The following is a 24,564-nucleotide window of genomic DNA, read 5'->3' on the forward strand; positions in this document are numbered from 1 at the left end:
GTCCTTACTGTCCGTAGACGTTCTGGTAGCGCTCGTAGAGCGAGTCGATATGGCTGGCGTCGAGAGGCGTAGGTTCGCCCAGCTGGAGCGAGATGTGGACCGTGCGGGCCACCTCCTCGCACATCACCGCGGCCTTGACCGCGGCGCGGGCATCCGGGCCGATGGTGAACGGCCCGTGATTGGCCATCAGCACCGCGGGGCTGCGCGAGCCGGACAACGTGTCCACGATGCCCCGGCCGATGGAGTCGTCCCCGATCACCGCGAAGGGGCCCACCGGGATGGGTCCGCCGAATTCGTCGGCCATCATGGTCAGCACGCACGGGATCGGTTCCCCGCGGGCAGCCCAGGCGGTCGCGTAGGTGGAGTGCGTATGCACCACGCCGCCCACGTGGGGCATGTGCCTGTAGGTGTAGGCATGGGCCGCGGTGTCCGAGGACGGGGCCCGCGTGCCGTCCAGCAGCTGCCCGTCCAGCGTGCAGACCACCATTAATTCCGCGGTCAGCTCGTCATAGGAGACCCCCGAGGGCTTGATGACGAACAGGTCCTGGCTGCCGTCAGCCACCTGAGGGTGGCGCACGCGCTGGGAGACGTTGCCGGCGGTCCAGACCACCAGTTCGTAGCGCGGCAGCTCGGCGTGCAGGCCCGCGACGACCTCCCTCACGCGCCGCACCTGATCGCGCATGGCCTCCGGGTAGTCCTGGAGGGTACGGCTTGAACTCATCGATGGCTCCTTCAGATGGCGTGGATGGCGGCGCGCTCGACGGACAGCCCGTCGACGTAGGCGCGCAGGTAGGCGGCGTAGCCGGCCACGTCCGTTGGGTCGGGCAGGACGGTGTTGACTGCGGCACCCGCGAAAACGCGGTCCGCGAGATAGTCGGACAGTTCCAGCTGCGGCTGCTCCGCGCGGGCCAGGCGGTAGGCTGCGAGTACCGCGATGCCCCAGGCACCGCCGTGTCCGGCGGTGCTCCCCACGGCGACGGGGACGTCGAGTGCCGCCGCCAGGAAACGCTGGGCCACGCCGGCAGTGCGGAAAATGCCACCGTGGGCATACATTTTTTCAACCGCCGCGTGTTCGGCAGCCAGGATCCGCATGCCCAGGCTGAGGGTGGCGAAGACCCCGTAGATGTGGGCGCGCATCAGGTTGCCCAGGTTCAGCGAAGAATCCGGGGTGCGCAGGAGAAGCGGACGGCCCTCCTGAAGCCCGGTGACCGGCTCCCCGGAAAGGTAGTTGTAGGCCAGCAGTCCCCCGCCGTCCCGGCAGCCTTCCAGCGCGGCGGCGAACAAGGTCGAGAACACCTTCTCGGAGTCCGCCGGGGAACCCAGCGCGGCCGCGAATTCGCCGAAGACCCCTGCCCAGGCCGCCAGTTCGCTGGCGCCGTTGTTGCAGTGCACCATGGCCACCGGATCCCCGGCGGGGGTGGCCACGAGGTCGATCTCCTGGTGCGGGAAGGCCAACGGGGCATCGAGCACCACCATCGCGAAAATGGAGGTGCCGGCCGAGACATTGCCGGTGCGCGGGGCCGTGGAATTGGTGGCGACCATGCCGGTTCCGGCATCGCCCTCCGGAGGGCAGAAGGCGGCCCCTGGCTGGAGGGTTCCGGACGGATCCAGCAGCCTCGCCCCTTCGGGGCTCAGCCTCCCCGCGTCCTGCCCGGCGGGCAGCACCTGCGGAAGCAGGTCGAACAGCCGCCCGCTGGCTCCGCTGGCTGCAGCGAGTTCGTCGAAGCGCCGCCCCAGCGCTGCATCGTAGCCGCCGGTCGCGCTGTCGATCGGGAACATCCCGGACGCGTCGCCGACCCCCAAGACCCGGCGACCTGTCAGCTTCTGGTGGACGTAGCCAGCGAGCGTCGTCAGGTGCCCGATGCGCGAAGTGTGCTCCTCGCCATCCAGCAGCGCCTGGTAGTAGTGGGCCACCGACCAGCGCAGCGGGATATTCACGCCGAAGGCTTCCGTCAGGGCCGCCGAGGCCTGCCCGGTGGAGGTGTTGCGCCAGGTGCGGAACGGTACCAGCAGCTCGCCGGCCTGGTCGAAGGCGAGATAGCCGTGCATCATCGCGGAAATGCCGATGGCCGCGAACTGCTGGGGTCGTACGCCATGGCGCTTCTCGGCGTCGGCCAGCAGCATGGCAACTGCCTCCTGGAGTCCGGAGGCGACAGCTTCGAGCGAATAGGTCCAGGTGCGCTCCACGTACTGGTTTTCCCAGGCGTGGCTGCCGCTGGCCAGTTGCTCATGGTCCGCCCCGATGAGGCTCGCCTTGATGTTGGTGGATCCGAATTCAATGCCCAATACGGCCTGCCCGGCGGCAATGCAGTCGCGCGCGGCGCGATCGGTCGGCACAACAGCCATGGGTACTCCATCCTCGGCCCCGGTGCGGGGCAGCGTCTTTACAGCGTCAACCCCTCGGGAGCGAAAACGGGGGCTGACGGGAACTTGGACTTAATGTTAGCGCTAACAAAATGAGATGCGCAATACATTCGGAGCTATTCTGCTCAGACCGCGGCGGCTGGAACCTATGCGGAGGGAGGCGGTGCGGTGCTCGCCCTGATCACCATGGTCGGGGCGGTCACGCGCTGCAGCGAATTCCCTTGGTCGGGGCTGAGCAGCTCGTTCAGGGCCGCCTGGCCGACCTCTTCGAAGGGCTGGCGTACCGTGGTGAGCGCCGGAATCAGGTAGTTGGATACCTGCAGGTCGTCGAACCCGGCGACCGACACGTCCTGCGGCACGTTCACGCCGCCCTCCCAGAAGGCGCGCAGCAGGCCGATGGCCAGGTAGTCGTTGGCGGCGAACACCGCTGTCACCTCGCCGGCGCGCACCTGCTCCACAAGGCGCTGGCCGGCTTCATAGCCGCTGGGAGACAGCCATGATTCGGCCGGAACCTCGATGGCGGGGGCCTTCGCGGCGGACATCTCCTCGCGCCAGCCGATCTTGCGTTCAACCGCATCGAACCATCCGGTGGGGCCCGAGACGTGGGCGATCTTCCGATGGCCCAGCGCCAGCAGGTGGCGGGTGGCCTGCCGGGCGCCCTCTCGCTGGTCGACGTACACGTAGCGCGCCGGGTCGTCGTCCGGAACGGAGGTGCGCGCGGCCACCACGACCACTGGCACCTTCAAGTTCGCTGCATCGATGGCATCGGTGATCTTCTCGAACGGCGCAACCACGACGACCCCGTCCACCCCTTGGTCGATCAGGTGGTTCAGCGCTGCCATGGAGGTACGCACGTCGTAGCGGTCCAGCGCGGTGACGGTCACGAAGTATCCCTTGCTGCGGGCGGCCGCCTCGATGGCCAGCACCGTGGACTGCGGTCCGAAGAACTCGCTGCCGACCGTCAGGATCCCGACGATGCTCGAATGGGAGGTGGCCAGCGTGCGGGCCGCGCGGTTGCGGCGGTAGCTGAGCTGCTCGATGGCTTCCAACACGCGTTCGCGGGTTCCCTGGCGGACGTTGGGGTGGTCGTTCAGCACCCGGGAGACGGTTTGATGGGATACCCCGGCCACCGCCGCGACGTCGGCCATGGACGGCGGACGGTGCGCGGCTGGCCCTTCAGTGGGCTGAACAGTATTCACATCCGTCATTATTGCAAACCATTCCTCCCGCCAACATGGGCGAACGCCCGCAGGCGCATGGCCTGCGGGCGTTGAGCCCGCTCAGGATGGACCCTTGTCCATCTCTTCGCGGTCGTTCTTGTTTTGTTCGGGATCCCCCGGGTCAGACTCAGTGCTCCGAGCTCCCGGCGAGCCTGGGTGCAGGCATCTGGATCGCTCCGGTCTGGATCTTCTCGTAGTCTTCGGAAGTGACCACGGGAATCTCGTAGCCGTCCTTGTCGATCAGCTTGCCGCCCTCGAAGTGGTCTCCTTCGATCAGGCCGCAGACTTCCTCTTCCTTCACCATGCGCGGCGGGGCCGCGGCAAAGACCGAGTTGTCCTTGGTGTTGCCGGCCTGCAGGACGTTGAATAGCAGGTTCAGCAGCACCGCCATGACGGCGGCCGAGGAGATCCCCGAGTGGAAGATGGTCTGGAACCACACCGGGAAGCTCTCGTAGAAATCCGGCTTTACGATCGGCACGCAGCCGAAGGCGATGGAGGCCGCCACGATGATCAGGTTCTTGCCGTCGTACTTGACCTTGGACAGGGTGCGGATGCCCGAGGCGGCCACGGTGCCGAACAGGACGATGCCTGCGCCGCCCAGGACCGGGGTCGGGATCGCGGCCACCACGCGGCCCAGGACGGGCAGCAGGCCGAGGACCACCAGGATGCCGCCGCCGGCGGCGACCACGAAACGGCTGGTGATGCCGGTGATGGCGACCAGGCCGACGTTCTGCGCGAAGGCGGACTGGGTGAAGGTGTTGAAAATTGGAGCGATTACGGAGGAGGCCATGTCGGCACGCAGGCCGTCGGCGATGCGCTTGGAGTCGACCTTGGTATTGGCGATTTCACCGACGGCCAGGATGTCTGCGGTGGTCTCGGTCAGGATTACGAGCACCACAATGGTCATCGAGATGATGCCGCCGATTTCGAAGATCGGCATGCCGAAGGCCAGCGGCTGCGGGAAGGCGAAGATCGAGCCGTTGCCGACCTTGGAGAAGTCCGCCATGCCCAGCAGGGCGGCGGCGACGGTGCCGATGACGATCGCCAGCAGGATGGACATGCGGGAGATCGCGGCATTGCCGACCTTCGAAAGCAGGATGACTACCAGCAGGGTGCCGGCGGCCAAGCCGATGTTGGCCAGCGACCCGTAGTCATCCGCCTTGGCATTCCCGCCCATGGCCCAGTTGGCGGCCACGGGAGTCAGGGAGATTCCGATCATCGTGATGACCGTGCCGGTGACGACCGGCGGGAAGAATCTGATGACCCTCGCAAAGAACGGGGCAATGAGGAAGCCGATGAGCGACGCCACGAGAACCGCGCCAAAGACCGCTTGGATGCCGCCTCCTCCGTTGACGATGGCGACCATGGTGGCCACCGAGGCGAAGGACGTGCCCTGCACCAGCGGGAGCTGCGCGCCGAAGAACGGGATGCCGATGGTCTGCAGGATGGTGGCCAGGCCGCCCACGAACAGGCAGCTGGCGACGAGCAGGCCGATTTCCTCGGGTGATAGACCGGCTGCGCTGCCGATAATCAGCGGCGGTGCGATGATGCCGCCGTACATGGTCAAGACGTGCTGCAAACCGTAGGCAAAAGTCTTGCCTAGTGGTAACTTGGCATCTTCGGGACGCGTCCCTTTGATAGATTCATCTTGTGTAGCGCTCATGGCTGACCTCCTAAGTCAGTCGCTGCCAAGGGTGTGCCGATGTGTCCGCATCGGCACACCCTCGCCGCTTATCAAAATTAGATAAATGCTGGAATGTTCGACCAGATCGGGTGCTTGGCTGCGCCGCCCTCACGGGTCACGGTGGCTTCGATCAGGCCGTATGGACGGTCCGCGGCGAAGAACACTTCATTCGGGTTGTCCTGGCCGAAGACCTCGAGGTCCACCAGGAAGTGGTGCTTGTTCGGCAGCGAGAACTTGATCTCGGCGATCTGCTCGTTGGCCTCCAGCGCGGCCTTGCCCATCTCGAACATGGTGTGCTGCAGCGCCAGCGAGTGGGTGTTGGCGAACAGCGTCAGCAGCTGCTCGCGCACCGAGGCATAGACCGCGTTGAAGTCGATGCCCGCCTCGATGGCTTCCGAGGTGTAGCGCCAGCGGGCGGTCACGTCGGTGGCCAGGATGCGGTCGCTGGTTTCCTTCAGGGTGGTGTAGCGGTCGACCGGGAAACCATGGAACTCGGAGCCGGTGGACTTCAGGACGGTCAGGTCCTCCAGACCGGCGACGATGCTCTTGGAGCCGTCTTCAGCGATTTCCAGCACCGCGGTGCGGACCTCGTTCTTGTTCTTCGAGAAGGCGTGGTCGTGGTCGTTGATGCGGTCCCAGAAGTACTGCTGGGCCGCCCAGCGGCCGCCGGTGATCCACTCGAACTCGCCGGTGAAGTGGGCGCCCAGGCGGAGCAGGAATTCCTCCGGGCTGTTCACACCGTCGCGGGCCAGGCCGTAGACGGTGTTCTTCTGGGTGTCGGTCGGGACGACCTTGCCGTTGTCCCCCTCCAGGTGGGCTTCGGTGAAGTCGCCGTGCAGCTGGCTGGTGACGTTCAGGTCTTCGATCTGGTGGCGGGCGGTGTCGCGGGTGATCTTGACCAGGCGGACCTCGGCCTTGCCGTACTGGTTCTCGCCAAGGACGATTCCGGTGGATGCTGGGGCGGTGATTTCGGTAGTCATTGTTCTAACTCCCTCGGTACGTGGAATATGCAAACGGGCTGATAAGAAGAGGTACGTGGTAGTGCTCATCGACGTTGTTGACGTAGAAGTCGATGGTTACCCCGGGGAAGAAGCTTTCCGTTCCCTGCTTCCCGAAGTAGTCCCCGATTTCGAATGAAACCCGGTAGTGGCCTGCTTCAACCTGAGTCGGGCCGAGGTTCTTGATGCGGCCGTCCGCATCGGTGATCCCCGAGCCGATTTCTTGCCAGCCGGATGCCGTCTTGGCTTCCAGCGTGGCCTTGACACCGGAGGATGGCCTCCCGGTCCCGGTGTCGAGAATGTGGGTGGTGATGTGGCTGCGCTCTGCGCTGGCATCTGCCATGTGTTCGTCTCCTGACTAATGAGTCGGTCGCTGGAGGGAAGGTGCTCTGGAAGTTAGTTCTTGACCGCGTCCTGCAGTCGCAGCAGGGCAATTTGGCGCAGCTGGTCGGCTACTTCGGCCAGCTCCGCCTCGTCGGTGTTTTCCAGTCGTCGCTGGCATTCGGCGAGGATTTCCTCGCTGCTTCGCCCGGCGGCGCGGATGAGGAAGACGCGGTCGAAGCGCTGTTCATAGGCCCGGTTGGCCGCGGCAAGGCGTTCGATGATGTCCGCATTGAGGTCCAGGGCCGCCTGCTCTCCGCGGGAGAGGGTTGCTTCCTGGCTGTTTCCGCCGGCTCGTTCTCCGATGCGCGGGTGATGAGCCAAGGCCGCGGCGATTTCGTCGCGGTTGAATGGTGCGGCGCTGCGGGTTGCGGACTCGTGGAGGGCAGCCAGCGAGGAGAAGGGGCGAGCAGAAACCAGATCATTGATCCAGCGCTCAACATCGATGCACGGACGCAGAATTTCGGCCGCTTCGGCGGCGGAGACTTCATTGAATACGTTGAGGTGCATCGGGTGCTCAGCTCATTTCTAGCTCAAGGGTTAACCCAGGGAGCTTTAGCTGAACACCCTTACCACCGAAAAATTCGGCTTCGACTAGATGTTGGCTCCGTGGAACTTGTTCACCACTGTAAGCCAGTTCACACCATGGCCGTCAAGTCGTGTTCCAAAAAAACTTGGATAAGTCAGACTTTAGGGTTTTTTCCGCACCATGGATAAGTTTTTTTGCCCGGGACTATTGCCATCAGTGCAGTGAGACCCCCATACTAGTTTCGTAAAGCAAAATAAAACTTCCATAATTCGGAAGTTGAACCATCTGAAGGAGGGTCGCAATGACCGCTATCAATCCAGCCAACTTCAACTGCTCACCGGAGGGACAGCGTCTGGTCGCGGCCACCGAGGCACTGCGGACAGGGCTCTTTCAACCGATCGAGAACCTGGACCCCGACATCGCTCCGCGCATCCGCATCACCCCGCAGGCGCCGAGCATCTGGACCAAGCTCTTCGGCCGGTAACCAGCACTGCACCTAGGTGCACCCACAAACTGCGTAGAGACCATTCTCCTGAGGCGTCGGGCATGGTCTCTGCGTTATTTAACGGGAAGTCACCGCCCGTTCTTGGCCACGCTCAAGAGAATGCTCGATTCCTCCAGCGCGGTGACCTGGATGCGGCCGTCGGGAAGGACCAGCAGGTCCTGGCTGCGCCCTTCCCACTGCTCGCCGCCCGAGCTGATGCGGATCCTTCCGGAAATCACCAGAATGGTGGCCTCGCCCGGGTTTTCATGCTCCTGCAGCTCGGTGCCCCGCGCCAGAGCCATCACCGTTTGCCGCATGACGTGCTCGTGCCCGCCGAAGACCGTGCGCGCCGCACGACCGTTGCTGGCGTTCACTGCTTCGCGCAATTCAGTGCGCGCAATGGCCGCAAGTGAAAATTTCTTCATGTCATCCCCATTCCGCAGGCGATACTGCCGTCAATGCCCCGAGCAGGTCAGACTCCGCCCGGCACCTTGGCTTACAGCATGTCCTGCAGTTCGGTGCTGGTCAAGGAATTCACGCCGATCCACCCTCCGGACACCGAGACATATCGCACCCGAGTGCGCCTAGGAATGGGCCAGCAGCTGCAACGCGATGACCACGACGCCGACCAGGACGAGCACGAGCATCAGCCACAGGGTGCGCCAGAAGCCGAGCTTGCTCCGGCGCAAAGAGAGCCAGGCAAAGAATGCCAACGCCGCCACGAGCATCCACTGCCCCCCGATCAGCGCCGTGGACGTGGAGAAGACCCCGAGCGCGCTGAGACCCAACAGGATCAGCGGACCGACAATGGCTCCACCAGCTCCCCACGCGACTTCCAGCTGGTGGCGCAGCTCTGCGCGTGTGGGCAGCGACGCGTGGACCGTCGAGTGGGAAATCAGGTCGGCAACCAGTCCTGCCATCAGGATCGCGGCCACGGTCACCAGCAGGCTCACGGCCGATGCCCCGGGTTTCGGGTCATGGCTGTGCAGGTTCATGGCCAGCAGCACCGCGAGCGCGGTGAAGGTCACGTAGACGCGCTCCTTCAGCCTGCTGGCCATCTCCTGGGGCGAGGGCTGGTCATCGCTTCGGGATTTTCCGTTGCTTTTCATGGTGTCCTTCGATACGTCGGTTGATCTGCGGATTGTCCTCGGCTTCTATCCGCGGGATGGCCCGCCGAAATCGAGGAACTCGGATTTCGCGGTGCTCGGGGCGGCGACCATGCCCACGATGGAGTCGACCAGGAAGTAGCCGAGCTCCTCCCAGGTCGCCGCATGCTCCCCCTCGGCCACCTGGCGCTCGAACTCCGCGCTGATCCCGAGCACCATATAGCCGAGGATTCCCGCGCGGGCTCGGAGCACCGAAGCGGGAATGCCGCGCAGTTCGTGGCGCGTCCTGCCCACCAGATCGGCCTGCAGCTCATCACCACGGAGCATTTCTGCGCCGATTCCGGACAGGCCCGGGTAGCCGCGCACCTGATAGAGGAACTGCGCCCGGCAGAATGGCTCGGGTTGGGCGGCCAGGTAGTAGATCCACGGCAGCACCCGATGGGTTACCACTTCGCGCAGGCCGCCGTCGAGGTCCTCGCTGACCGGCAGGGCCTCCCGGAATTCCGAAACTTCGGTGATGGCGCGGCGGATCAGCGCATTGAGCAGGTCGTCGCGGGTCCCGAAATGGTACTTGATCGCCGAATGGTTCGCCGTGCCGGCATGTTCGGTGATCTTCCGGTTCGAGACGCCATCGATTCCATGGATGGCGAAGAGTTCTTCCGCCGCATCCATCAGCGCCTCCCGCGCCTTGTCGCTATGCCTGCTCATGCCCGTACGACCCTTCCTCCGTGCCGCTTGCTTCGGTCGCCAAGTCTATCCTCATGACCTTCACAGGTAATTTTACGCCATGTGGCGTAAATTAGTTGATAGACTGCAACGAAGGCATTTTTCGAATGCAGTTTAAACAGATCAATATCGAGGAGCACGACAGCTTGAGCAACCACACCACCGGCCCCGGACACCAGGCTCCGCCCCGGCGGAAGTCCAGGACGGAGGGGGAACCCCTCGATCCGCAGGCACTCGCGGCCAAACGCGCCAAGGCGGAGAAGATCGGGCGCACCGCGGCAGTTTTCATCATGCCGCTGCTGATCGTCGGCATGATGATCTGGGGTTACCTCGGTGCCATGCACCACCAGGAGGCCCGGGACATGCCGGTGGCCATCGCAGCAACCAGCACCGCTCAGGCCGAGGACTTCGCCGCCGCGCTGGAGCAGGCCAACGCCGAGGCAGTGGAAATCAGCATTGTCGACTCCCAGCGCGAGGCCCGCGACGAGGTCTACGACCGCGACGCCAGCGCCGCGGTCTTCCTGGACGGGAAGAACGCCACCTTCTACACCGCCGGCGGTGCCGGCGTATCAGCCGCCTCCTCCATCCAGGCAGTGATCACCCCGGTGATGCTCGAGCAGGACCTGAAGATCTCGGCCGAGGATGTCGCCCCGCTTCCGGCGAACGACCCGAGCGGCATGGGCGCGATGTTCCTGGCCACCGCGATGGTCACCGCCGGCTACATGCCGTGGTCGATGGCCTTCTCAAACTCCCCCGAGCTGCTGCGCCGCCGCCGCGCCTTGCCGCTGCTGGCGGGCTGGTCCCTGCTGATGTCCGCGCTGGGCGCGCTGATCGCCGGACCGATCCTGGGTGTGCTTGACGGCGCGCAGAGCGTGCAGGTCATGGGTGTGCTTGCGCTCGGCGTATTCGCCGTGGGCGCCGGTCAGCTGCTGCTGACCCGCCTGTTCGGCGCGATGGCGGTGATTCCGGGGATGTTCCTGTTCATGGTGCTCGGCCAGCCGGCCTCCAACCTGGGCATGTCCATCCACGTGCTGCCCGAGTTCTACACCTTCCTGCACCAGTTCCTGCCGATGCCCGCCCTCGGCGAGGCCCTGCGCTCGGTGATGTACTTCAACGGCGACGGGGCGGCAATCCACCTGCTGATCCTGACCATCGGCGCCGTAGCCGCGCTGCTGCTGACCCAGGTGATCGACAACGCCCGCACCGCCAAGGGCAAGAGCACCATTCCCACCGAGATCAACGTGGCAGGCCTGCACGGCGGCCCGCGCCCGAAGAGCAATGCCTGGCGCTACATCACCCTGGGCGCCATCCCGCTGGGCATGGTCGGCGTCATGTTGACCTTCATGCTCGGCGCCATGCAGTCCCCGACCGTGCGCGACATGCCGGTGGCCGTGGTGGGTTCCACCATCGAGCAGGCCGAGCAGACCGCCGCGGGACTGGAAGGCGACATGGAGGGCATGTTCGACTTCACCGTGCTGGATGACCCCGAAGAGGCCAAGTCCCTGATCTCCCAGCAGGACCTGGCCGGCGCATTTGTGCTGCCCACCGCGGAGAACCCGCAGGCCGTGCTGTACACGGCCCAGGCCTCGGGCAACTCCAACGTCCAGGTGCTGAGCACCGTCTTCGGCCAAGTGGCCGGCGCGCAGCAGCTGCCGCTTGACCACCAGGAACTGGCTCCGCTGCCCGAGGGTGACAATGTCGGCATGACCGCCATGTACCTTGGCATGGGCTGGATCATGGCGGGCTTCATGGTGATCATCGTCGGCGACACCGCCGCCCCGCACGCCCGCCGGCTGAAGAACCTGCTGCCGCTGCTGGCAGGCTACTCGGTCTTCATGTCCGCCGTGCTCTACCTGATTGCCGGCCCGTTCACCGGTGCGGTCCACGGGCACTTCTGGGCCCTGCTGGGCACCGGAGCACTGGCCATCTTCTCGGTGGCGCTGTTCAGCACGATCTTCAGCCGCCTGATGGGCATGCTCGCCATGCTGCCGATCCTGGCAGTGGTGATGTTCCTGGGTGTTCCCGCCTCCAATGCGTCGCTGTCGATCTACATGGTGCCGCAGGCCTTCGGATGGCTGCATGAGATCCTGCCGATGCCTGCCGCCACAGAATCCATCCGCTCGATCCTCTACTTCGATTCGGTCGGCGTCGGTTCCCACCTGATCACCCTGGCCCTGTGGGGCCTGATCAGCCTGGCCGTGGTCATGGTCCTGGACCAGATCAAGCCGGTTCGCGGCCACATGCATCCGGTGCCTGAGGAGGTGCTGGCCGAGCTCAGGGGCCAGACTCCGGCGGACAAGGCCGCCCTGGCCGCCGAATCCGCCAATGAGATCGATGATGAGGCCAGCCACCTGGCCGATGACGAGCTCGAGAAGGACGCGCTGGGCGTCTAGCCGCCTCAACGCCAGCCGTGCCCCGGGGACTTCCCCCGGGGCACGGCCGTCTAACCGGACGGGCGAAACATCCCGGGCGTTTCTGGGAGCTGGCCGCCGCGGTTCCTAGGATGGGAGCAGACGCCTCACCAATGACCCGCTGAATCTTCCAAGGAGAATTGATGACCTCGGCACCTGAGAACCCGTCGGCCGCCCGCACCATCGTGATTACCGGCGCCGGATCCGGCATCGGCAAGGCCACCGCGCAGCTGCTGCTGGCCCGCGGATGGAATGTGGTGCTCGCCGGGCGCACCGAAGCGACGCTGGCCCAAGCCTCCGACGGCCATGACAAGGCCCTGGTGGTTCCCGCCGATGTCACGGACCCGGATGCCGTCGATGCGCTCTTCACCCGGGCGGCGCAGCGCTTCGGCCGGGTGGACGTGCTGTTCAACAACGCCGGGGTCTTCGGCCCCGCGGTGCCCATCGACGAGCTGTCCCCTCAGGCATGGGAGGAGGTCTGCAGCATCAACCTCACCGGCGCGATGAATGCGGCGAGGGCCGCCTTCGCGCACTTCAAGCTGCACGGCGGCGGACGCATCATCAACAACGGCTCGATCTCCGCGCAGGTTCCGCGGGTGAATTCGGTCGCCTACTCGGTGACCAAGCACGCGATCGCGGGCCTCACGAAATCTCTGGAACTCGACGGGCGCCCGTACCGCATCCGGGCAACCCAGCTGGACATCGGGAATACCGCCAGCGACCTGCTTGATGATTTCGGGGCGACGCAGGGGGCATTGCAGCCCAGTGGCCAACGCCTGGTTGAACCGACCTTTCCGCTGGCCGAAGCGGCGGATGCAGTGGCCTACATCGCGGGCATTCCGCTGGGAACCTCGATCAACCAGTTCACCATCACCGCCGGCGGCATGCCGTACATCGGGCGGGGCTAGCGCCACGGCCTGCCTGGTCCGATCCGGCGCGGCCTAGAAGAACTCGGACAGCAGGTTCTCGAGCTTGGAGAACGCGGAATTCCAGGCCTTGGTGCTGGATTCGATGACCTCGTAGGGCAGCGGGCTCTGCGTCAGCGTGATGCTTGTTTTCCCGGCGAATTCCTGGAAGTCGACACGGGTGGTGATCACCAGTTCAAGTGTCATTTCATGCGGCCCGTCGTCGCTGACTAGGCAGGTGTACTCGTCAAAGGCGGTGATGACCGCCTTCAGCGGGACCTTGGCTTCCGGGTTGTCGACCTGGACCATGGTCAATTCATGGCGGCCGCCGACCATGGGCTCGAAGACAATCGAGTCCTCTTCGATGGCCCAGCCGTGCGGGCCCCACCACTGGGAGATGATTTCCGGTTCCACGAATGCCGCCCAGACCGCGGTGCGCGGTGCGGAAAATTGGCGGGACATAACCAGTTCAGTCATCGAATCCATGCCTAGTAGATTATCGCGTCCGGGCCGCCCGGGTCGATGTGAGATCTACTGCTGCGGACGGCGGCGCGGTTCCATGCGGCTGGCGGTATAAACGGTCAACTCGTCAGCCTGGGTGCCGGCCGCCTCATGGGCTTTGAGCACCTTGTAGGCGCGGTCCCACTTGTGGCGTTCGCGGGGGCTGTCCTTGAGGTTGCGCTCCGCCGGGCCGAAGATGCTCAGGCCGAGGTACTTCAGGCGCCACAGTGCCCGATAACCCAGCCCCAGGCCAGTGGTGTCTTCGATGATGGGCAGCGGTGACTCATCCATGATGGTCTTTCCTCTTCGGTGTTATCGGACATGCAGTCGGCATCCCCTGGTAACCCCAAGTCTACGATATTAGTTGGTGCACCAACTAATTAATGATTCAACCCTTCGGCGCGGCCGAACCGGCGGCAATCATCCGGTCCAGGATCGTGCGGAGCTCCACCGCGTCCTCCCGGCTCAGGTTCAGGCGCTTCATCATTTCCTTCGGCACCTTCACGGCCTCGGTGCGCAGCGCCGCCCCCTGCTCGGTGGTGGTGATGACAATGGCCCGCTCATCCTGCGGATTGCGGGTCTTGACGATCAGGCCGGCTGTTTCCAGGCGCTTGAGCAGCGGGGAAAGCGTTCCCGGATCCAGGTGCAGCTGGTCGCTCAGTTCACGCGCGCTCATCGGCGCGAATTCCCAGAGCGCCAGCATGACCAGATACTGCGGATGCGTCAGCCCCATGGGGTCGAGAACCGGCTTGTAGGCCGAGATCACCGTACGTGAGGCTACCGCCAATCCGAAGCACACCTGCTTCTCCAGCTGCAGCAGTTCTTCGTCTTGCAGATTCATGCTCTCCACGGCCCCTACTTCTTCTCGTCGCAATGCTGTCCTCCTATTGATCGTACGCTGTTGCCGGACTTTGGCGGCCGAGGGCTTTCCTCGCCGGCGACCGGCTTCATCCGCCACGCCGCCGCGGAATAGGTAGCGAAACCCGGTTGCACTGCATAGCCTTGTGCCTATGAGCAACCTTGAGCAGGCGCCGGCAGAAATCGACTGCTGTGCGGGTCAATCCCCCTCCGAAATTGAGATCCTCGAACCGCGCGAGGTCCCCTTGGGCGGATTGAGGGCCATGACCGTTTTCCGCACGCTCCCCCAGAAGCAGCGCAGCCTCATCGGCGCCTGGTGCTTCCTCGACCACTACGGCCCCGACGACATCACGATCACCGGAGGCATGAACGTCCCGCGCCATCCGCACACCGGGTTGCAAACCGTCTCCTGGCTGTTCACCGGGGCCATCAACCACCTTGACTCGGCAGGCTTCGCGGCCACCGTCCGCCCGGGCGAAGTGAACCTGATGACCGCAGGTCACGGCATCAGCCATTCGGAGATCCTCACCGAGGGCACCACGATCCTGCATGGCGCCCAGCTGTGGACCGCGCTGCCAGAGGGCGCGCGCGACATGGAGCCGACCTTCGAGAACTACCGCCCGGAGCCGATGCACGGCGATGGCTGGTCGCTGTCGGTCTTCCTGGGCAGTCTCGCCGTCGGATCGCAGAGCTCGACCTCGCCGGTCAAGACCCACACGGAGCTGTCAGGCGCGGAGCTGCGCCTTGCACCGGGCGCCGAGATCGAGATCGTGGTTCCGAAGCATCACGAACACGGCGTGCTGCTGGATTCCGGAAGCCTGGAAGTCAACGGGCACCAGCTGGAGGCTCGCGAATTGGGCTACGTTCGGGCCGGCGGCAGGTGCCTGCGCCTCAAGGCCGGGAATGAACCAGTCCTCGCCCTTGTTATCGGTGGTGAACCGCTGAATGAAGACATCTTGATGTGGTGGAATTTCGTGGGACGGTCCCACGAGGAGGTCCTGGCCTTCCGCGCCCAGTGGCAGGCGGAAATCGGCGCCGAACCCGGCGATGCCAGCGAAGACCGCTTCGGGCCGTTCCCTCCGAACACCCCCGCGGCGCTGCCGGCGCCAGCGCTGCCGACCGTCAAGTTGCGCCCGCGCGTCAACCCGTCCTAGTACATCTGCAAAGGAAACATGAACATGAGTGAGATCAAGCCGGTATTCCTCCCCGAGCGCCAGCGCTTCTCCCTGGACGACAACGGCAAGCGCATCGGCGCGGCCCACTACCGCGACTACGACGGCACCGACGGCGTGGAGCGCATTTTCTTCCACACCACCGTGGACGAGGAGTACGGCGGACAGGGCTTGGCCAGCGTCATGGTGAAGTTCGCGCTGGACAACACCATCTCCAGCGGCGCGAAGATCGTGGCAGTCTGCCCGTACGTCAAGGGATATGTCGCGAAGCATCCGGAATACCAGGCGCATCTGGTGCAGCCGACCCCGAGCCACTTGGAAATCCTTCCGCGCAGCTGAACCGGGGATTTCAGGGTTTCATCTCCAGGCCGCGCGCGGCCAGCTCCTCGCGGAGAATGCGAATGGCTTTCGGTCCGATGCCGTGCAGCGCGAGCAGCGCTGCGGCGCCGGCCTGCCCCGCCTGCTCGAGGCTGGTGATGCCGGCCTGCTCGAAAGCCCTGGCGGCGGGCTTGCTGGTCTTCGGAAGCTGCGTATCCATGCCCCCAGCGTAGTCAAGCCGCTGGCCGGGCAACAGGCTTGGTGCGCGGCGAAACGATGATGAGGACCAGCGCCAGGGCCAGGCAGAAGCTGAACACCGAGATGAAGCCCCACCCTGCGGCCACCGTGGCGAAAATGACGCCGCCCAGCGCCGTGGCGCCGGCGGTGCCCAGCGAATCGGCCAGCGTCATGGCCGAGGAGTTGAATCCCTGTTCATGCTCGGCTGAGAGCTTGAGCATATTCACGTTCTGGCGCGGGTAGATCATCCCCATGCCGAAGCCGCCCACGGCCCAGCCGCAGATCAGCACCGCCACCGGCGGGTGGTACACCGCGGTGAGCAGCGCCGTGGAGATCGCGACCGTGCTGGCCAGGGCTCCGAGGGTGATGCTGTGCGAATTCGAGAGCTTGTCGCCCAGCTTGCCCTGCAGCCACGAACCCACCGACCAGCTCAGCGCCGAAGCGGTCAGCACCAGTCCGGCCCGGTCCGGGCTCAGCTGGTAGTCCTCGCGCAACAGGTAGGGCAGGTACACCTCGACACCGAAGAACGCGCCGGCGACCAGCGTGCGTGTGCTCATGGTGGCGGGCAGCCCGCGGCGCACGCTGAAGGTACCCTTGGGCAACAGCGGGCGGATGGTCAGCAGCGCCAGCAGCAAGGCCGCGAGCAGGGCTGGCAGCGACCAGGCGCCGCCGCTGTTGCCCAGCAGGTTCATCGCGATGACAGCCGCTCCGGCCAACCCGGCCAGCAGCAGGCGTTTCCAGGAGACCGGGCCCAGCTCGGAGTGGGACTCCCGAGGCAGCCGGTCCAGCGCCGGGATGATGGCGCAGAAGGCGAGGGCAACCAGCCCCATGACACCCAGGAACACCCAGCGCCAGCCGATGAACGTCGCAATCAGCCCGGCCAGCCAGGGGCCGATCAGCGCGGGCAACACCCAGGCGGTGGCGAAGAGCGCGAAGATCTTCGCATGCAGGCTGCCGGGGTACGCGCGCGCGATGAGCACGTAGATCGCCACGGTGATCGCGCCGCCGCCGATGCCCTGGAGGATGCGCCCTGAAATCAGGATCTCCATGCTGCCCGCGGTGCCGCACACCAGAAGGCCCGCCAGGAATACCGCCACCGAGGCGAACAGCGGAATCTTCGGCCCCCAGCGGTCGGTGATTTCGCCGGCCGCCACCATGCCCAGCATGCCGCTGGCCATGGGCGCAGCGAAGGACAGGGCGAACAGCCGCTTCCCGTCCAGCACCTCGCTGACCAGCGGCATCACCGTGGTGACCCTTCCACAGGTGTGGTTGGGAAACCAGTTAGCGTTGCAGATCAGATTACATTTAGATCTTTCGAGATAGTATCTCTTTAAACTCACCATTTATTGGCCAAAGAGCCACTAATAATCAAAGGCGGCACAATCTTGCGCAAGTCTATTTTTCTATTGCCCGCGCTGGCCCTGAGTCTGGCGCTTGCTTCCTGCTCCGGAGGCTCCGAACCCGCGCCTGCACCAACACCTAGCGAAGCACCCGCGGCGAGTGCGGCGCCGGTAGAATCGTCTGCCTCGCCCTCGGCATCAAAACCCGCGGATGAGTCAGGTGTGAAGGAGTACGCTTTCGCCACCGGAATGACCTTCGGCAAGGTCGCCACGTCCGGCAAGCCCAGCCCTGAACTGGATGCCTTCCTCGATGCCGCCGGCGAAGATGCTGGCGATGCCTACGAGGACGACTTCACTTTCTGGACCGTCACGATCGACAACCGTGAAGGACATGCCGAGGCATTCCCTTACGAGTTCCGCGCCTATGACAAGGACGGCAGTGAGTACATTTTCAAGCGGACCCTAGATTTGGTCGAAGCCGTGCAAGAGCAGCTCCCTGATGCTCCCGATGCCACCGAGGACAGCCCCGAGTGGAAGGCCTACGAGAAGCGATTCGACCTCTACGAGGCCGCGTTCGAGTCCGAGAGCGTCGTGGCGAATCCTGGAGCGTTGAAGAAATTCACGGTGGTTACCGGAGATGACCTTCCAGAGGAATTTACGCGGATGAGCATTGACCTAGGCGGGCTCGTTGGCGAAGCGGAGGTCATCACTTTGGAAGACGCCAATTCACAGGGTTACCCGATGGACTTCTAAAAGTCTCGTCGTAACGCAGAAAACCGCCCCACCCTCGCAATGAGGGTGGGGCGGTTCGTCGTTCAGGTGGGAACGCGCGCGAGCTGAATTCCCAGATATGGCTCTCTGTGGGAATCCAGCGGACTGGTTTATTCGGTGGTGCCCTCGGTGTCGATCACGATGTCTGCCGGCAACGGTTCTTTTTCGACGCCGGTGCCGAGGCCGATCTTCGCGAGGAAGTCCTGCGCCTTGGCCAGCGCCATGAGCCTGGTGATCAGAGTGGCGAGGGCAACGAGGAACGCCACGGCGGCGGTGATCCACGCACCCCACGATGGAGGCAGGTATTCGCCCATCACTTCCTGGAGGATCGGCAGGGCCGCGGCCAGGAAGCCGATGGCCGCGAGCAGGTACGCCACACCTGTGCGGGCGGTCGCTTGCCATGGGTGCGCCACCTGAGTCGGGACGCCAGTTGCAATATGCTTTGCCATGATTACCATGCCTTCACTTTCTTGAGGTTGGAGATGTACTTCTTGGTGAGGTAGCCGTGGGGGTTGTTCCACCCGTTGCGGCCCGAGGTGTAGGCGGCCCATTTCTTCGAGGTCACGCCCCAGTAGCCGTCGGATGCCCAGTTGTCCGGGACGCCCTTCATCTTCTTTGTGGCGTTCTGGGCGCGGACGACTTCCTGGTACTTCGCCTCGGTCTTGGCCAGCCACTGCCCGTCCGGGACCAGCCCGTGCCATGCCTGGTAGGCCTCGACGTCGTTGGCATCGAGGTTCTTGTAGCCCATGGCCTTGAGCTTCTTCTTCACGTCTGTCGGCACGCTTGGCTTGGCGGCAGGCTTGGACGGCTTGGAACCGCCTCCGGCAGGCTTCACCGGCGCGATGCTCGTGCGATCCGGGGCGGAGCCGATCTTGACGCTGAACTTCTCGAACGCAAGTTCCGGCGCGTAATCAGAATTGGAATTGCGCCAGTCCGCCCACAGTTCGAAGTGAAGGTGCGGGCCGGTCTGGGTGCCGGAGCGGTCGTTGTAGCCGAGCAGCTGCCCCGCGACAACCTTATCCCCCACCTTGAAGTGATCCAGCGGGCGCATGTGGTTGTAGCCGTTGCCCTCGCCGTCCGGGTTGGAGATCAAGCCACCGTTGCCAGTGCGGCGCGGTGCCCAGGTTGAGGACTTGTTGCCAGGCTTGGCGTTGCGGACGATCTCCTGCCACGTGCCGGCGAACGCCGCGTAGACGGGCATGCCGACCTGGCCAGGCTTCGGCGGTGCGATGTCCAGACCCTTATGCCCCGGGTAGCCGTCGCGGTCGTTGTGGTGGCCGGTGAGCCGGCCTTCGAATGGGTTGATCATTCCCACTGGGTTCTCCTTCTGGTTGGGGTCGGTGAGGTCGAGGAATTCTTTCCAGCGGCCTGCAGCGCGCATCTTCGACGGGCAGTCCTTGCCGGTCCAGTGCGCGTGGTCGTACACCTTCGAGCGGCCGATGCCATGCTGGCGGCGCAGATCGCGGACAACCCTGGCCGCGTTCTTGAACGCCTGGTCGTAGTCGCCGTCCGAGTTGACGCAGATCTCCACCGCGATGGATGACTCGGCAGCTTCGCGGGTGCCGCCGTGCCAGCACTGCGCGGTGTCCGGGTAGGAGCGGATCGCTTCGGTGTCGTCCACGGTGATGTGCCAGGACGCTTGCCGGACGTTGCCGGAAGTTTGCAGGTTCGCGTGAGCCTGGGCGTCGGCGCCCTTGGAAGTGTTCGCGGTTTCGTGGACCGTGATAGACGTGCACCGGTTGGTGCCGCCGTAGATCTTGTCTTTCTTCTTGACCAGCTGCTCGCGCATAGGCCAGCCCTTTCTTTCGGGTATGGGTATGCCCGGGAGCGGCGTGCCCCCGGGCATGAAAAAAAGCCACCGTTCCGGGTGGCTTAGTCGATGGTGATGTTCGGGCGTGCCGGCGGGTGCTCGGATGCCCGGTAGTGATGCCAGCGGTGCGTGAGGTCATCCCAGGCGGCGTTGAACGTCCGGACTGCTTCGCGCAGCCGTTGGATCGTCCGGTTCTGCTCCCGGATCTGTGTTTCCAAGGAGTCCACCCGGCCGGCCAGCTTCTGGCGCTCTTCGCGTTCGGAGTTCAGGTCCGTGCGCAAACGGCCGTAGTCCTCCCGCAAATCGTCGGCGATGGCCATGGCCATCTGCTGCGACTTCTCCGCCACTGCGATATCCGCATCACGCTTGCGCACTGGCGCTTCTTTTCGGAATTGCTTATGCCCCCAGTAACCTCCGCCAACAGACCCAACGAGGGTTAGTACGCCGAGGATGATCGCGACAATGGAGGTTTCACTCATGCTGGTGTCCTTCCACCTCGGCCAGAGTCCGACGCACAGACCGTTCGATCATGATGATCGACACCGCCCGCACTACCGATCCGATGCCTAAGGCCAGTGGCACGCCCCAGGCGAAAGCGCTGCCCGGGTAATGCCAGGAGACGGACAGCGCGTAGGTGGCGAAGCCGCCAGCGGCCATCCACCATCCCAGCTGTTCCATGGCCCAACCGGTCGAGACCTTGTCACCCCACCAGTTCAGGCCGGTGAGCGCGAGCAGTCCCCCGGTGCCGAGGAATCCCGACACTAGGATGACGATGGGCCACGGCATCTTGTCCATGCTCTTGGACGGGATGAAGTCCGGGACGATCAGCGACAGGACAACGAGCACCCCGAAAAGCACGGCGACAGCCGCGACCGTGGTATCCATGGGGTGGACCAGTAGCCGGTCCCACCAGCGCGGCGGGTTCCGGGTCGGCTTGAAAACATGCGTCGGCATAGCGATCACCCCAGCGGATTCGTAGGGTACTTCGACGCGACCAGAGGCCACGCGGTGCGGACACGAGCGAGAATCAAATCATCCGGGACCGAGGAAGTATCTACGGACTGGCCATCCGGTGAAACTTGTATCGCCTTCGCGATGCCCTCGTCCACCAGAACTAACGCCATCATGGTGGCGTCCAGTGTCTGCGGGTCTAGTAGCGCCGCAATAGCGTAGTTCGTTTGGTTCCCGTTGTCGGATAGCAGTGTTTGGGCGTGGAAAGCGACAGCGGCGCGGATGCGCTGCTTGATCGCGAAGTCATCCATGGCGCGAGCAGCCGCCAGGAACAGTGAGGTAGACAAGAGTCGACTCCTAATGTTGGGACACAAAAGGGAAGGCCCGCGTGCGTGACGCTGAGCCTTCCCCGTTGGGTTCGATTACTTGGTGTACTTGATCCTGATTCGCGTACTGGACCCGCGAGCGTAGCCGTATTGCGCGGTGGTGGTGCCGCCCAGCCCGACGCCGGTGTAGTCGCCGTTCTTGAAACCATTCCAGAACTGGGATGGGATCTTCACCCATCGCCCTGATCCCGGTTTCCAGTTACCGGACTGCACTGCATAAGTTTGCGGGGCGATGGTGTCATTCACTCCGCCCACGTCGCTGTGCAGGTGGATTCGTGCGGTGCCTCCTTGCGGGTAGTACCAATGGTCGAAGTAGAAGTGCGCTTCGACGCTGGTAATCGTCGCTCCGGACAAATCGCTAATCATTGACGGGAACACCGCATTAGACCGAAGCGCTCCAACTGCTGGCGAGTTGCCTTGGTACATGCGACTCGTCTGATAGTTATACGTACTCCCGTCCGACCTGTAAGACCGCCAACCGTTCGCCTCGTATGTTTTGGTGTAGTTTTTCTTCTCCGGTGCAGGCGGAGGTGGAGCAACGATGACACCGTTCTCGTCCGAGTCGTTGCGATCGATTCCTACTTCACCGAAGATTGGACCAATGTCGGTGACGACGATCCTCAGGTTCGCGGCTGCTGCCTGGTTGAGGATCGTGGTTGTCTGATTCCCGGTGAATAGGGCGACGAGCACTCGCCTCCGTCCCGTTCCGTAGGCATTGTGCAGGAATGTCCCGCCGATTAGCGTGGTCACCGTTCCTCCGGCGGCAAATCGATACCATTCTGACGAGCTGAACGTGGGCTTCCCGGGCGAAGTTCCCACTTCGGAGAACAGCCGTAGCAGTGAGTTCGTATTGATCGTGCTGGTGATCGGGACAGGTTGTACAGTGACTTGATAGGAACGCCCGGCTACCTCATCGAACGAGAATTCCAGCAGTGCCCGGTTGCCGTTCGAGCACTTAATACCTGCGACGTTTCGGGCTGCGTAGGCTACGTTTCCGCGTGGCAAGTAGTCCAAGATGCCCGGCTGGTCGCTCTGGAACGCGTCTGGCGTGGTGCTCCCGAGAAGGGGCATGCCCATAAACACCGGATCTTGCGCAATGTCCAGCGCCTGGCCAGCGATACCGCCGTCAGCACCCATAGTCGCCAAGGTATCGCCAGTGGCAGGGTCAGTGATTGAGTACACTGTCCCGCCGTCAGCGCGGATCTCCGTGACCGGTTCACCACCTTCCGGTCCGTAGGCGCGGAAACCGGTGCTGTCGATTTTCAAGCCGACGTTATCCAAAGGACTGGTCCAGAAGTAGGATCCTATGAACTTGCCGCCGAAGAACTCCTTACCTACGAACATCTCCGACTTCACGATGCGGGCCGTCAAGTCAGCGATAAAACCGGTGTTGGCTGCGAGATCTTCGACATCAATCTGCTTCGATTTCAGAGACCCATCAACGATCACTTCACCACCGAAACGCCGCTTCACGGAGAGACCCGCAATGCTGACAGTAGCCCCACGTTCCGTCCCGGCCGTGTGGTTGAAGTAAATAGCTCCGATACGAACCTGGCGCACCCCGGCCTTAGGCACCAGTCGGGCACGCCATTTAGTCCAGGAGGTCGGCACGAGAGCCGAATTCACAGGATATGAGGAGTTCCCCCAGAACAGGTCCGCATCGTCAATGCGGGTGGCCACCATAGCGTGAGCACCGCTCTGATCTCGCATTTCTATATACATGCGGGAGTTGGGTTTATCAGCTTTTACCCACACAACAAATTCGTACTCATCGCCCGGGTTGACGTCGAAGAACGTGGACGTGGAAGCCTTGGTACCTTGGCCGGCACTGGAACTGAATGCTACGGTCAACCCTTCCGGAACATCTGCGAAGTCGGGAGTGAGATCCTGAGCCCAGTCGATTGCTTCGTTATTGAACCCTAAGCCAGTTGCCAAGTAGTTCTGAAAATCGCCAACCGCCAACATGCTGAACGCGGCTTTGCGGGACATCACCACATCGGCATAAAGCTTGTTGATGACCGCTTCGGCCATCGTGCCAGTGGTGACAAATAGGTTCTTCACGTCAACCGTCTGGAACGCCGCCGTGCTGGCCGCGATGGACTGCGCCACCAGATCAGCGATAACGCCAGTCCCAACAGTCAACTTGCCAACATCGAGGTTCGCGATAGCCGAGGTAGTGATTTGCGAGGACACCCACGCCGAGCCGGACCAGTACCACTCACCGATGACGTTCTTCGAGCCGTCCACGCGCCGCCACAGGTCGCCTTCAGCGGTGCCGGTGCCGGACGGGGTGGAGGTGCTGTAGAACACCTTGCCTTTAGTGCCGGCCATCGTCAGTGCGTTGTCAGCGGTGTTCTGCGCTGAACCTGCCGCCGTCTGAGCGTTAGCCGCTGCTTGAGCTGCCGCATCAGCGGCAGACTTGGCGTTAGCCGCCGCCGTTGCCGCGTCCGTAGCCGCCTTGTCGGTGACCGCCACCCAGGCCTTTGCGGTGGCATTGTAGGTGTGCGGCTTGTTGTCGGTCGTGCGGATCCACAGGTTGGCCGGGTTAGCTCGTGTTCCAGTGGGTGCGCTCAGCTGGTAAATCACTTCACCCTTGGACCCGGCCAGGCCAGCCGCCGCCAGGGCATCCGCTGCAGCCTGGTCCGCTGCGGACTTGGCCGTGTCAGCTTGGGTCTGCGCGGTAGCGGCCGCCGAAGCTGCCGCCGTGGCTTTGCCGTCCGCCGTGCTGATCTGGACGAAGGCGTCCGTGACCCGTTGCTCAGCCGTCCCCAGCCGGCCCGCGTGAGCTGTGAGCTCCTGCTGCGCCTGGTCCAAACGATCACCGAGGTTCCCCGCTTCGATCTGCAGCCCACCGGTCACTTCGTCGAAACGAATCAGCTCGTCTTGAATATCCACCGGTGAAGGGTAATCGGGTACATCCACCGTGACCGTCTCAGACATTTCCGACCACTTGCCAGCCTTCGATACCGCCACCAGAGCGAACGACCACTCGCCCGGCTCCAGCAGCACCACGGCCACGTCTCCCAGCTCGCCTGTGATCGTGGCCAGCTGCGTCTCATTTGACGGGGTGAAGACCTCCAAGCGGGAAGCGTGCAAAGCCACATGGGATAAATCCATCGGCGACAACGCATCGCCAGCGAACTTCCCCGACCAGCGGGCCTCCACGCTGCCGATCCCTGCGGTGATCGCGGGTGCTGAGGGTTCAGGCGGTACTGGACCGTTCACGGTGACCGGGGTATGGGTTCCGTCGTGCTGCTCCCCGACAATCTGCACCAGTGTGCCGTCCTGGTCGTACTCCTCTATCCGACCTGCTTCGATAGCCGAGTTCGCCAGCTGCGGGCGTCCGTTAGCCGAAGCCATGCGCTTGGCTTCGGCGATCTGTTCGACCAGCCAGGCGGCGTCATCATTCAAT

27 protein-coding genes are annotated in these 24,564 nt (G+C 63.8%); 6 read left to right on the forward strand and 21 right to left on the reverse strand.

Annotation, left to right across the window (positions count from 1 at the left end):
* Window positions 1-4: 4 nt before the first annotated feature.
* The 7 genes from ACTX90_RS17595 to uraD all read right to left on the reverse strand — a co-directional run bounded on the left by ACTX90_RS17595 (window position 5) and on the right by uraD (window position 7,157).
* Complete coding sequence (locus ACTX90_RS17595) at window positions 5-721, reverse strand: L-ribulose-5-phosphate 4-epimerase (RefSeq protein ID WP_113607326.1); 717 nt, start codon at window positions 719-721, stop codon at window positions 5-7.
* Between the two features lie 11 nt (window positions 722-732).
* A complete protein-coding gene (locus ACTX90_RS17600) occupies window positions 733-2,346 on the reverse strand; it encodes a xylulokinase (protein WP_443442591.1) in 1,614 nt (537 codons plus the stop codon).
* A gap of 164 nt (window positions 2,347-2,510) precedes the next feature.
* On the reverse strand, window positions 2,511-3,572 hold the full coding sequence (locus ACTX90_RS17605; protein ID WP_443442592.1) for a LacI family DNA-binding transcriptional regulator: 1,062 nt from the start codon (window positions 3,570-3,572) through the stop codon (window positions 2,511-2,513).
* A 139-nt stretch (window positions 3,573-3,711) separates the two neighbouring features.
* Window positions 3,712-5,247, reverse strand: coding sequence for a nucleobase:cation symporter-2 family protein (locus ACTX90_RS17610; RefSeq protein ID WP_161448966.1), 1,536 nt, complete (start codon window positions 5,245-5,247; stop codon window positions 3,712-3,714).
* Between the two features lie 77 nt (window positions 5,248-5,324).
* Window positions 5,325-6,248, reverse strand: a complete 924-nt coding sequence (pucL, locus tag ACTX90_RS17615) for a factor-independent urate hydroxylase (RefSeq protein ID WP_047120510.1) — start codon at window positions 6,246-6,248, stop codon at window positions 5,325-5,327.
* A gap of 4 nt (window positions 6,249-6,252) precedes the next feature.
* Window positions 6,253-6,609 carry a hydroxyisourate hydrolase gene (uraH, locus tag ACTX90_RS17620; protein ID WP_047120511.1) on the reverse strand — a complete coding sequence of 119 codons (357 nt, stop codon included), beginning with the start codon at window positions 6,607-6,609 and terminating at the stop codon, window positions 6,253-6,255.
* Window positions 6,610-6,662: 53 nt separating this feature from the next.
* Complete coding sequence (uraD, locus tag ACTX90_RS17625) at window positions 6,663-7,157, reverse strand: 2-oxo-4-hydroxy-4-carboxy-5-ureidoimidazoline decarboxylase (protein ID WP_047120512.1); 495 nt, start codon at window positions 7,155-7,157, stop codon at window positions 6,663-6,665.
* 320 nt (window positions 7,158-7,477) lie between these two features.
* On the opposite strand from uraD, the gene ACTX90_RS17630 reads away from it, so the two are divergent.
* Window positions 7,478-7,660, forward strand: coding sequence for a hypothetical protein (locus tag ACTX90_RS17630; RefSeq protein WP_047120513.1), 183 nt, complete (start codon window positions 7,478-7,480; stop codon window positions 7,658-7,660).
* An 89-nt stretch (window positions 7,661-7,749) separates the two neighbouring features.
* Here the strand turns inward: ACTX90_RS17630 and ACTX90_RS17635 are convergent, their stop codons facing one another.
* The 3 genes from ACTX90_RS17635 to ACTX90_RS17645 form a co-directional block, all read right to left on the reverse strand.
* Window positions 7,750-8,085, reverse strand: coding sequence for a cupin domain-containing protein (locus ACTX90_RS17635; protein WP_047120514.1), 336 nt, complete (start codon window positions 8,083-8,085; stop codon window positions 7,750-7,752).
* A gap of 159 nt (window positions 8,086-8,244) precedes the next feature.
* A complete protein-coding gene (locus ACTX90_RS17640; protein WP_052772551.1) occupies window positions 8,245-8,769 on the reverse strand; it encodes a hypothetical protein in 525 nt (174 codons plus the stop codon).
* A gap of 45 nt (window positions 8,770-8,814) precedes the next feature.
* Window positions 8,815-9,474: a TetR/AcrR family transcriptional regulator gene (locus ACTX90_RS17645; RefSeq protein WP_047120516.1), complete on the reverse strand. Its 660-nt coding sequence runs from the start codon at window positions 9,472-9,474 to the stop codon at window positions 8,815-8,817.
* 125 nt (window positions 9,475-9,599) lie between these two features.
* On the opposite strand from ACTX90_RS17645, the gene ACTX90_RS17650 reads away from it, so the two are divergent.
* Both ACTX90_RS17650 and ACTX90_RS17655 read left to right on the forward strand, forming a co-directional pair.
* Window positions 9,600-11,885: an ABC transporter permease gene (locus tag ACTX90_RS17650; protein ID WP_443442593.1), complete on the forward strand. Its 2,286-nt coding sequence runs from the start codon at window positions 9,600-9,602 to the stop codon at window positions 11,883-11,885.
* A 161-nt stretch (window positions 11,886-12,046) separates the two neighbouring features.
* Window positions 12,047-12,811 carry an SDR family oxidoreductase gene (locus ACTX90_RS17655; RefSeq protein WP_047120518.1) on the forward strand — a complete coding sequence of 255 codons (765 nt, stop codon included), beginning with the start codon at window positions 12,047-12,049 and terminating at the stop codon, window positions 12,809-12,811.
* 33 nt (window positions 12,812-12,844) lie between these two features.
* Here the strand turns inward: ACTX90_RS17655 and ACTX90_RS17660 are convergent, their stop codons facing one another.
* The 3 genes from ACTX90_RS17660 to ACTX90_RS17670 all read right to left on the reverse strand — a co-directional run bounded on the left by ACTX90_RS17660 (window position 12,845) and on the right by ACTX90_RS17670 (window position 14,150).
* Window positions 12,845-13,285, reverse strand: a complete 441-nt coding sequence (locus ACTX90_RS17660; protein ID WP_047120519.1) for an SRPBCC family protein — start codon at window positions 13,283-13,285, stop codon at window positions 12,845-12,847.
* Window positions 13,286-13,339: 54 nt separating this feature from the next.
* Window positions 13,340-13,600 carry a hypothetical protein gene (locus ACTX90_RS17665; RefSeq protein WP_047120520.1) on the reverse strand — a complete coding sequence of 87 codons (261 nt, stop codon included), beginning with the start codon at window positions 13,598-13,600 and terminating at the stop codon, window positions 13,340-13,342.
* Between the two features lie 97 nt (window positions 13,601-13,697).
* Window positions 13,698-14,150, reverse strand: coding sequence for a MarR family winged helix-turn-helix transcriptional regulator (locus tag ACTX90_RS17670; RefSeq protein WP_443442594.1), 453 nt, complete (start codon window positions 14,148-14,150; stop codon window positions 13,698-13,700).
* A gap of 169 nt (window positions 14,151-14,319) precedes the next feature.
* Here ACTX90_RS17670 and ACTX90_RS17675 point away from each other — a divergent pair, with 169 nt between their 5' ends.
* Window positions 14,320-15,321: a pirin family protein gene (locus tag ACTX90_RS17675; RefSeq protein WP_443442595.1), complete on the forward strand. Its 1,002-nt coding sequence runs from the start codon at window positions 14,320-14,322 to the stop codon at window positions 15,319-15,321.
* Between the two features lie 24 nt (window positions 15,322-15,345).
* Window positions 15,346-15,678 (forward strand): GNAT family N-acetyltransferase, encoded by a 333-nt coding sequence (locus ACTX90_RS17680; protein WP_053799510.1) that lies wholly within the window; start codon window positions 15,346-15,348, stop codon window positions 15,676-15,678.
* A 10-nt stretch (window positions 15,679-15,688) separates the two neighbouring features.
* Here the strand turns inward: ACTX90_RS17680 and ACTX90_RS17685 are convergent, their stop codons facing one another.
* Together ACTX90_RS17685 and ACTX90_RS17690 are read right to left on the reverse strand one after the other, a co-directional pair.
* Window positions 15,689-15,877 (reverse strand): helix-hairpin-helix domain-containing protein, encoded by a 189-nt coding sequence (locus ACTX90_RS17685; RefSeq protein WP_047120523.1) that lies wholly within the window; start codon window positions 15,875-15,877, stop codon window positions 15,689-15,691.
* Window positions 15,878-15,890: 13 nt separating this feature from the next.
* The gene (locus ACTX90_RS17690; protein ID WP_443444052.1) at window positions 15,891-17,135 is read right to left on the reverse strand and encodes an MFS transporter; all 1,245 of its coding nucleotides are present in this window, start codon (window positions 17,133-17,135) and stop codon (window positions 15,891-15,893) included.
* A gap of 144 nt (window positions 17,136-17,279) precedes the next feature.
* On the opposite strand from ACTX90_RS17690, the gene ACTX90_RS17695 reads away from it, so the two are divergent.
* Window positions 17,280-17,987 carry a hypothetical protein gene (locus ACTX90_RS17695; RefSeq protein ID WP_443442596.1) on the forward strand — a complete coding sequence of 236 codons (708 nt, stop codon included), beginning with the start codon at window positions 17,280-17,282 and terminating at the stop codon, window positions 17,985-17,987.
* A gap of 128 nt (window positions 17,988-18,115) precedes the next feature.
* On the opposite strand, the gene ACTX90_RS17700 is transcribed toward ACTX90_RS17695, so the two are convergent.
* The 6 genes from ACTX90_RS17700 to ACTX90_RS17725 all read right to left on the reverse strand — a co-directional run bounded on the left by ACTX90_RS17700 (window position 18,116) and on the right by ACTX90_RS17725 (window position 24,563).
* Window positions 18,116-18,454 carry a hypothetical protein gene (locus tag ACTX90_RS17700; protein ID WP_147407318.1) on the reverse strand — a complete coding sequence of 113 codons (339 nt, stop codon included), beginning with the start codon at window positions 18,452-18,454 and terminating at the stop codon, window positions 18,116-18,118.
* A gap of 2 nt (window positions 18,455-18,456) precedes the next feature.
* Window positions 18,457-19,794, reverse strand: coding sequence for an N-acetylmuramoyl-L-alanine amidase (locus tag ACTX90_RS17705; RefSeq protein WP_443442597.1), 1,338 nt, complete (start codon window positions 19,792-19,794; stop codon window positions 18,457-18,459).
* An 83-nt stretch (window positions 19,795-19,877) separates the two neighbouring features.
* Entirely contained in the window at window positions 19,878-20,294 is a 417-nt protein-coding gene (locus tag ACTX90_RS17710) for a hypothetical protein (protein WP_188947685.1), read from the reverse strand.
* A complete protein-coding gene (locus tag ACTX90_RS17715) occupies window positions 20,287-20,769 on the reverse strand; it encodes a hypothetical protein (RefSeq protein WP_188947684.1) in 483 nt (160 codons plus the stop codon). Before ACTX90_RS17715 ends, ACTX90_RS17710 begins: the two co-directional genes overlap by 8 nt.
* Window positions 20,770-20,774: 5 nt before the next feature.
* A complete protein-coding gene (locus tag ACTX90_RS17720) occupies window positions 20,775-21,113 on the reverse strand; it encodes a hypothetical protein (protein ID WP_443442598.1) in 339 nt (112 codons plus the stop codon).
* A 75-nt stretch (window positions 21,114-21,188) separates the two neighbouring features.
* Entirely contained in the window at window positions 21,189-24,563 is a 3,375-nt protein-coding gene (locus tag ACTX90_RS17725) for a hypothetical protein (RefSeq protein WP_443442599.1), read from the reverse strand.
* Between the last annotated feature and the right edge of the window lies 1 nt (window position 24,564).

It is taken from the genome of Glutamicibacter soli, from assembly GCF_052322135.1.
GTDB classification, from domain to species: Bacteria; Actinomycetota; Actinomycetes; order Actinomycetales; family Micrococcaceae; genus Glutamicibacter; species Glutamicibacter soli.

Bases quoted from the DNA above. Each gene is read 5' to 3' on its own strand.
- ACTX90_RS17675 (WP_443442595.1), top strand. From the start codon at position 14,320: ATGAGCAACCTTGAGCAGGCGCCGGCAGAAATCGACTGCTGTGCGGGT.
- ACTX90_RS17665 (WP_047120520.1), bottom strand. From the start codon at position 13,600: ATGGATGAGTCACCGCTGCCCATCATCGAAGACACCACTGGCCTGGGG.
- ACTX90_RS17655 (WP_047120518.1), top strand. From the start codon at position 12,047: ATGACCTCGGCACCTGAGAACCCGTCGGCCGCCCGCACCATCGTGATT.
- ACTX90_RS17640 (WP_052772551.1), bottom strand. From the start codon at position 8,769: ATGAAAAGCAACGGAAAATCCCGAAGCGATGACCAGCCCTCGCCCCAG.
- ACTX90_RS17705 (WP_443442597.1), bottom strand. From the start codon at position 19,794: ATGCGCGAGCAGCTGGTCAAGAAGAAAGACAAGATCTACGGCGGCACC.
- ACTX90_RS17645 (WP_047120516.1), bottom strand. From the start codon at position 9,474: ATGAGCAGGCATAGCGACAAGGCGCGGGAGGCGCTGATGGATGCGGCG.
- ACTX90_RS17600 (WP_443442591.1), bottom strand. From the start codon at position 2,346: ATGGCTGTTGTGCCGACCGATCGCGCCGCGCGCGACTGCATTGCCGCC.
- uraH (WP_047120511.1), bottom strand. From the start codon at position 6,609: ATGGCAGATGCCAGCGCAGAGCGCAGCCACATCACCACCCACATTCTC.
- ACTX90_RS17670 (WP_443442594.1), bottom strand. From the start codon at position 14,150: ATGAATCTGCAAGACGAAGAACTGCTGCAGCTGGAGAAGCAGGTGTGC.
- ACTX90_RS17595 (WP_113607326.1), bottom strand. From the start codon at position 721: ATGAGTTCAAGCCGTACCCTCCAGGACTACCCGGAGGCCATGCGCGAT.
- ACTX90_RS17605 (WP_443442592.1), bottom strand. From the start codon at position 3,572: ATGACGGATGTGAATACTGTTCAGCCCACTGAAGGGCCAGCCGCGCAC.
- ACTX90_RS17650 (WP_443442593.1), top strand. From the start codon at position 9,600: ATGCAGTTTAAACAGATCAATATCGAGGAGCACGACAGCTTGAGCAAC.
- ACTX90_RS17700 (WP_147407318.1), bottom strand. From the start codon at position 18,454: ATGGCAAAGCATATTGCAACTGGCGTCCCGACTCAGGTGGCGCACCCA.
- ACTX90_RS17680 (WP_053799510.1), top strand. From the start codon at position 15,346: ATGAGTGAGATCAAGCCGGTATTCCTCCCCGAGCGCCAGCGCTTCTCC.
- ACTX90_RS17715 (WP_188947684.1), bottom strand. From the start codon at position 20,769: ATGCCGACGCATGTTTTCAAGCCGACCCGGAACCCGCCGCGCTGGTGG.
- ACTX90_RS17710 (WP_188947685.1), bottom strand. From the start codon at position 20,294: ATGAGTGAAACCTCCATTGTCGCGATCATCCTCGGCGTACTAACCCTC.
- ACTX90_RS17685 (WP_047120523.1), bottom strand. From the start codon at position 15,877: ATGGATACGCAGCTTCCGAAGACCAGCAAGCCCGCCGCCAGGGCTTTC.
- ACTX90_RS17660 (WP_047120519.1), bottom strand. From the start codon at position 13,285: ATGACTGAACTGGTTATGTCCCGCCAATTTTCCGCACCGCGCACCGCG.
- ACTX90_RS17610 (WP_161448966.1), bottom strand. From the start codon at position 5,247: ATGAGCGCTACACAAGATGAATCTATCAAAGGGACGCGTCCCGAAGAT.
- uraD (WP_047120512.1), bottom strand. From the start codon at position 7,157: ATGCACCTCAACGTATTCAATGAAGTCTCCGCCGCCGAAGCGGCCGAA.
- ACTX90_RS17690 (WP_443444052.1), bottom strand. From the start codon at position 17,135: ATGCCGCTGGTCAGCGAGGTGCTGGACGGGAAGCGGCTGTTCGCCCTG.
- pucL (WP_047120510.1), bottom strand. From the start codon at position 6,248: ATGACTACCGAAATCACCGCCCCAGCATCCACCGGAATCGTCCTTGGC.
- ACTX90_RS17630 (WP_047120513.1), top strand. From the start codon at position 7,478: ATGACCGCTATCAATCCAGCCAACTTCAACTGCTCACCGGAGGGACAG.
- ACTX90_RS17635 (WP_047120514.1), bottom strand. From the start codon at position 8,085: ATGAAGAAATTTTCACTTGCGGCCATTGCGCGCACTGAATTGCGCGAA.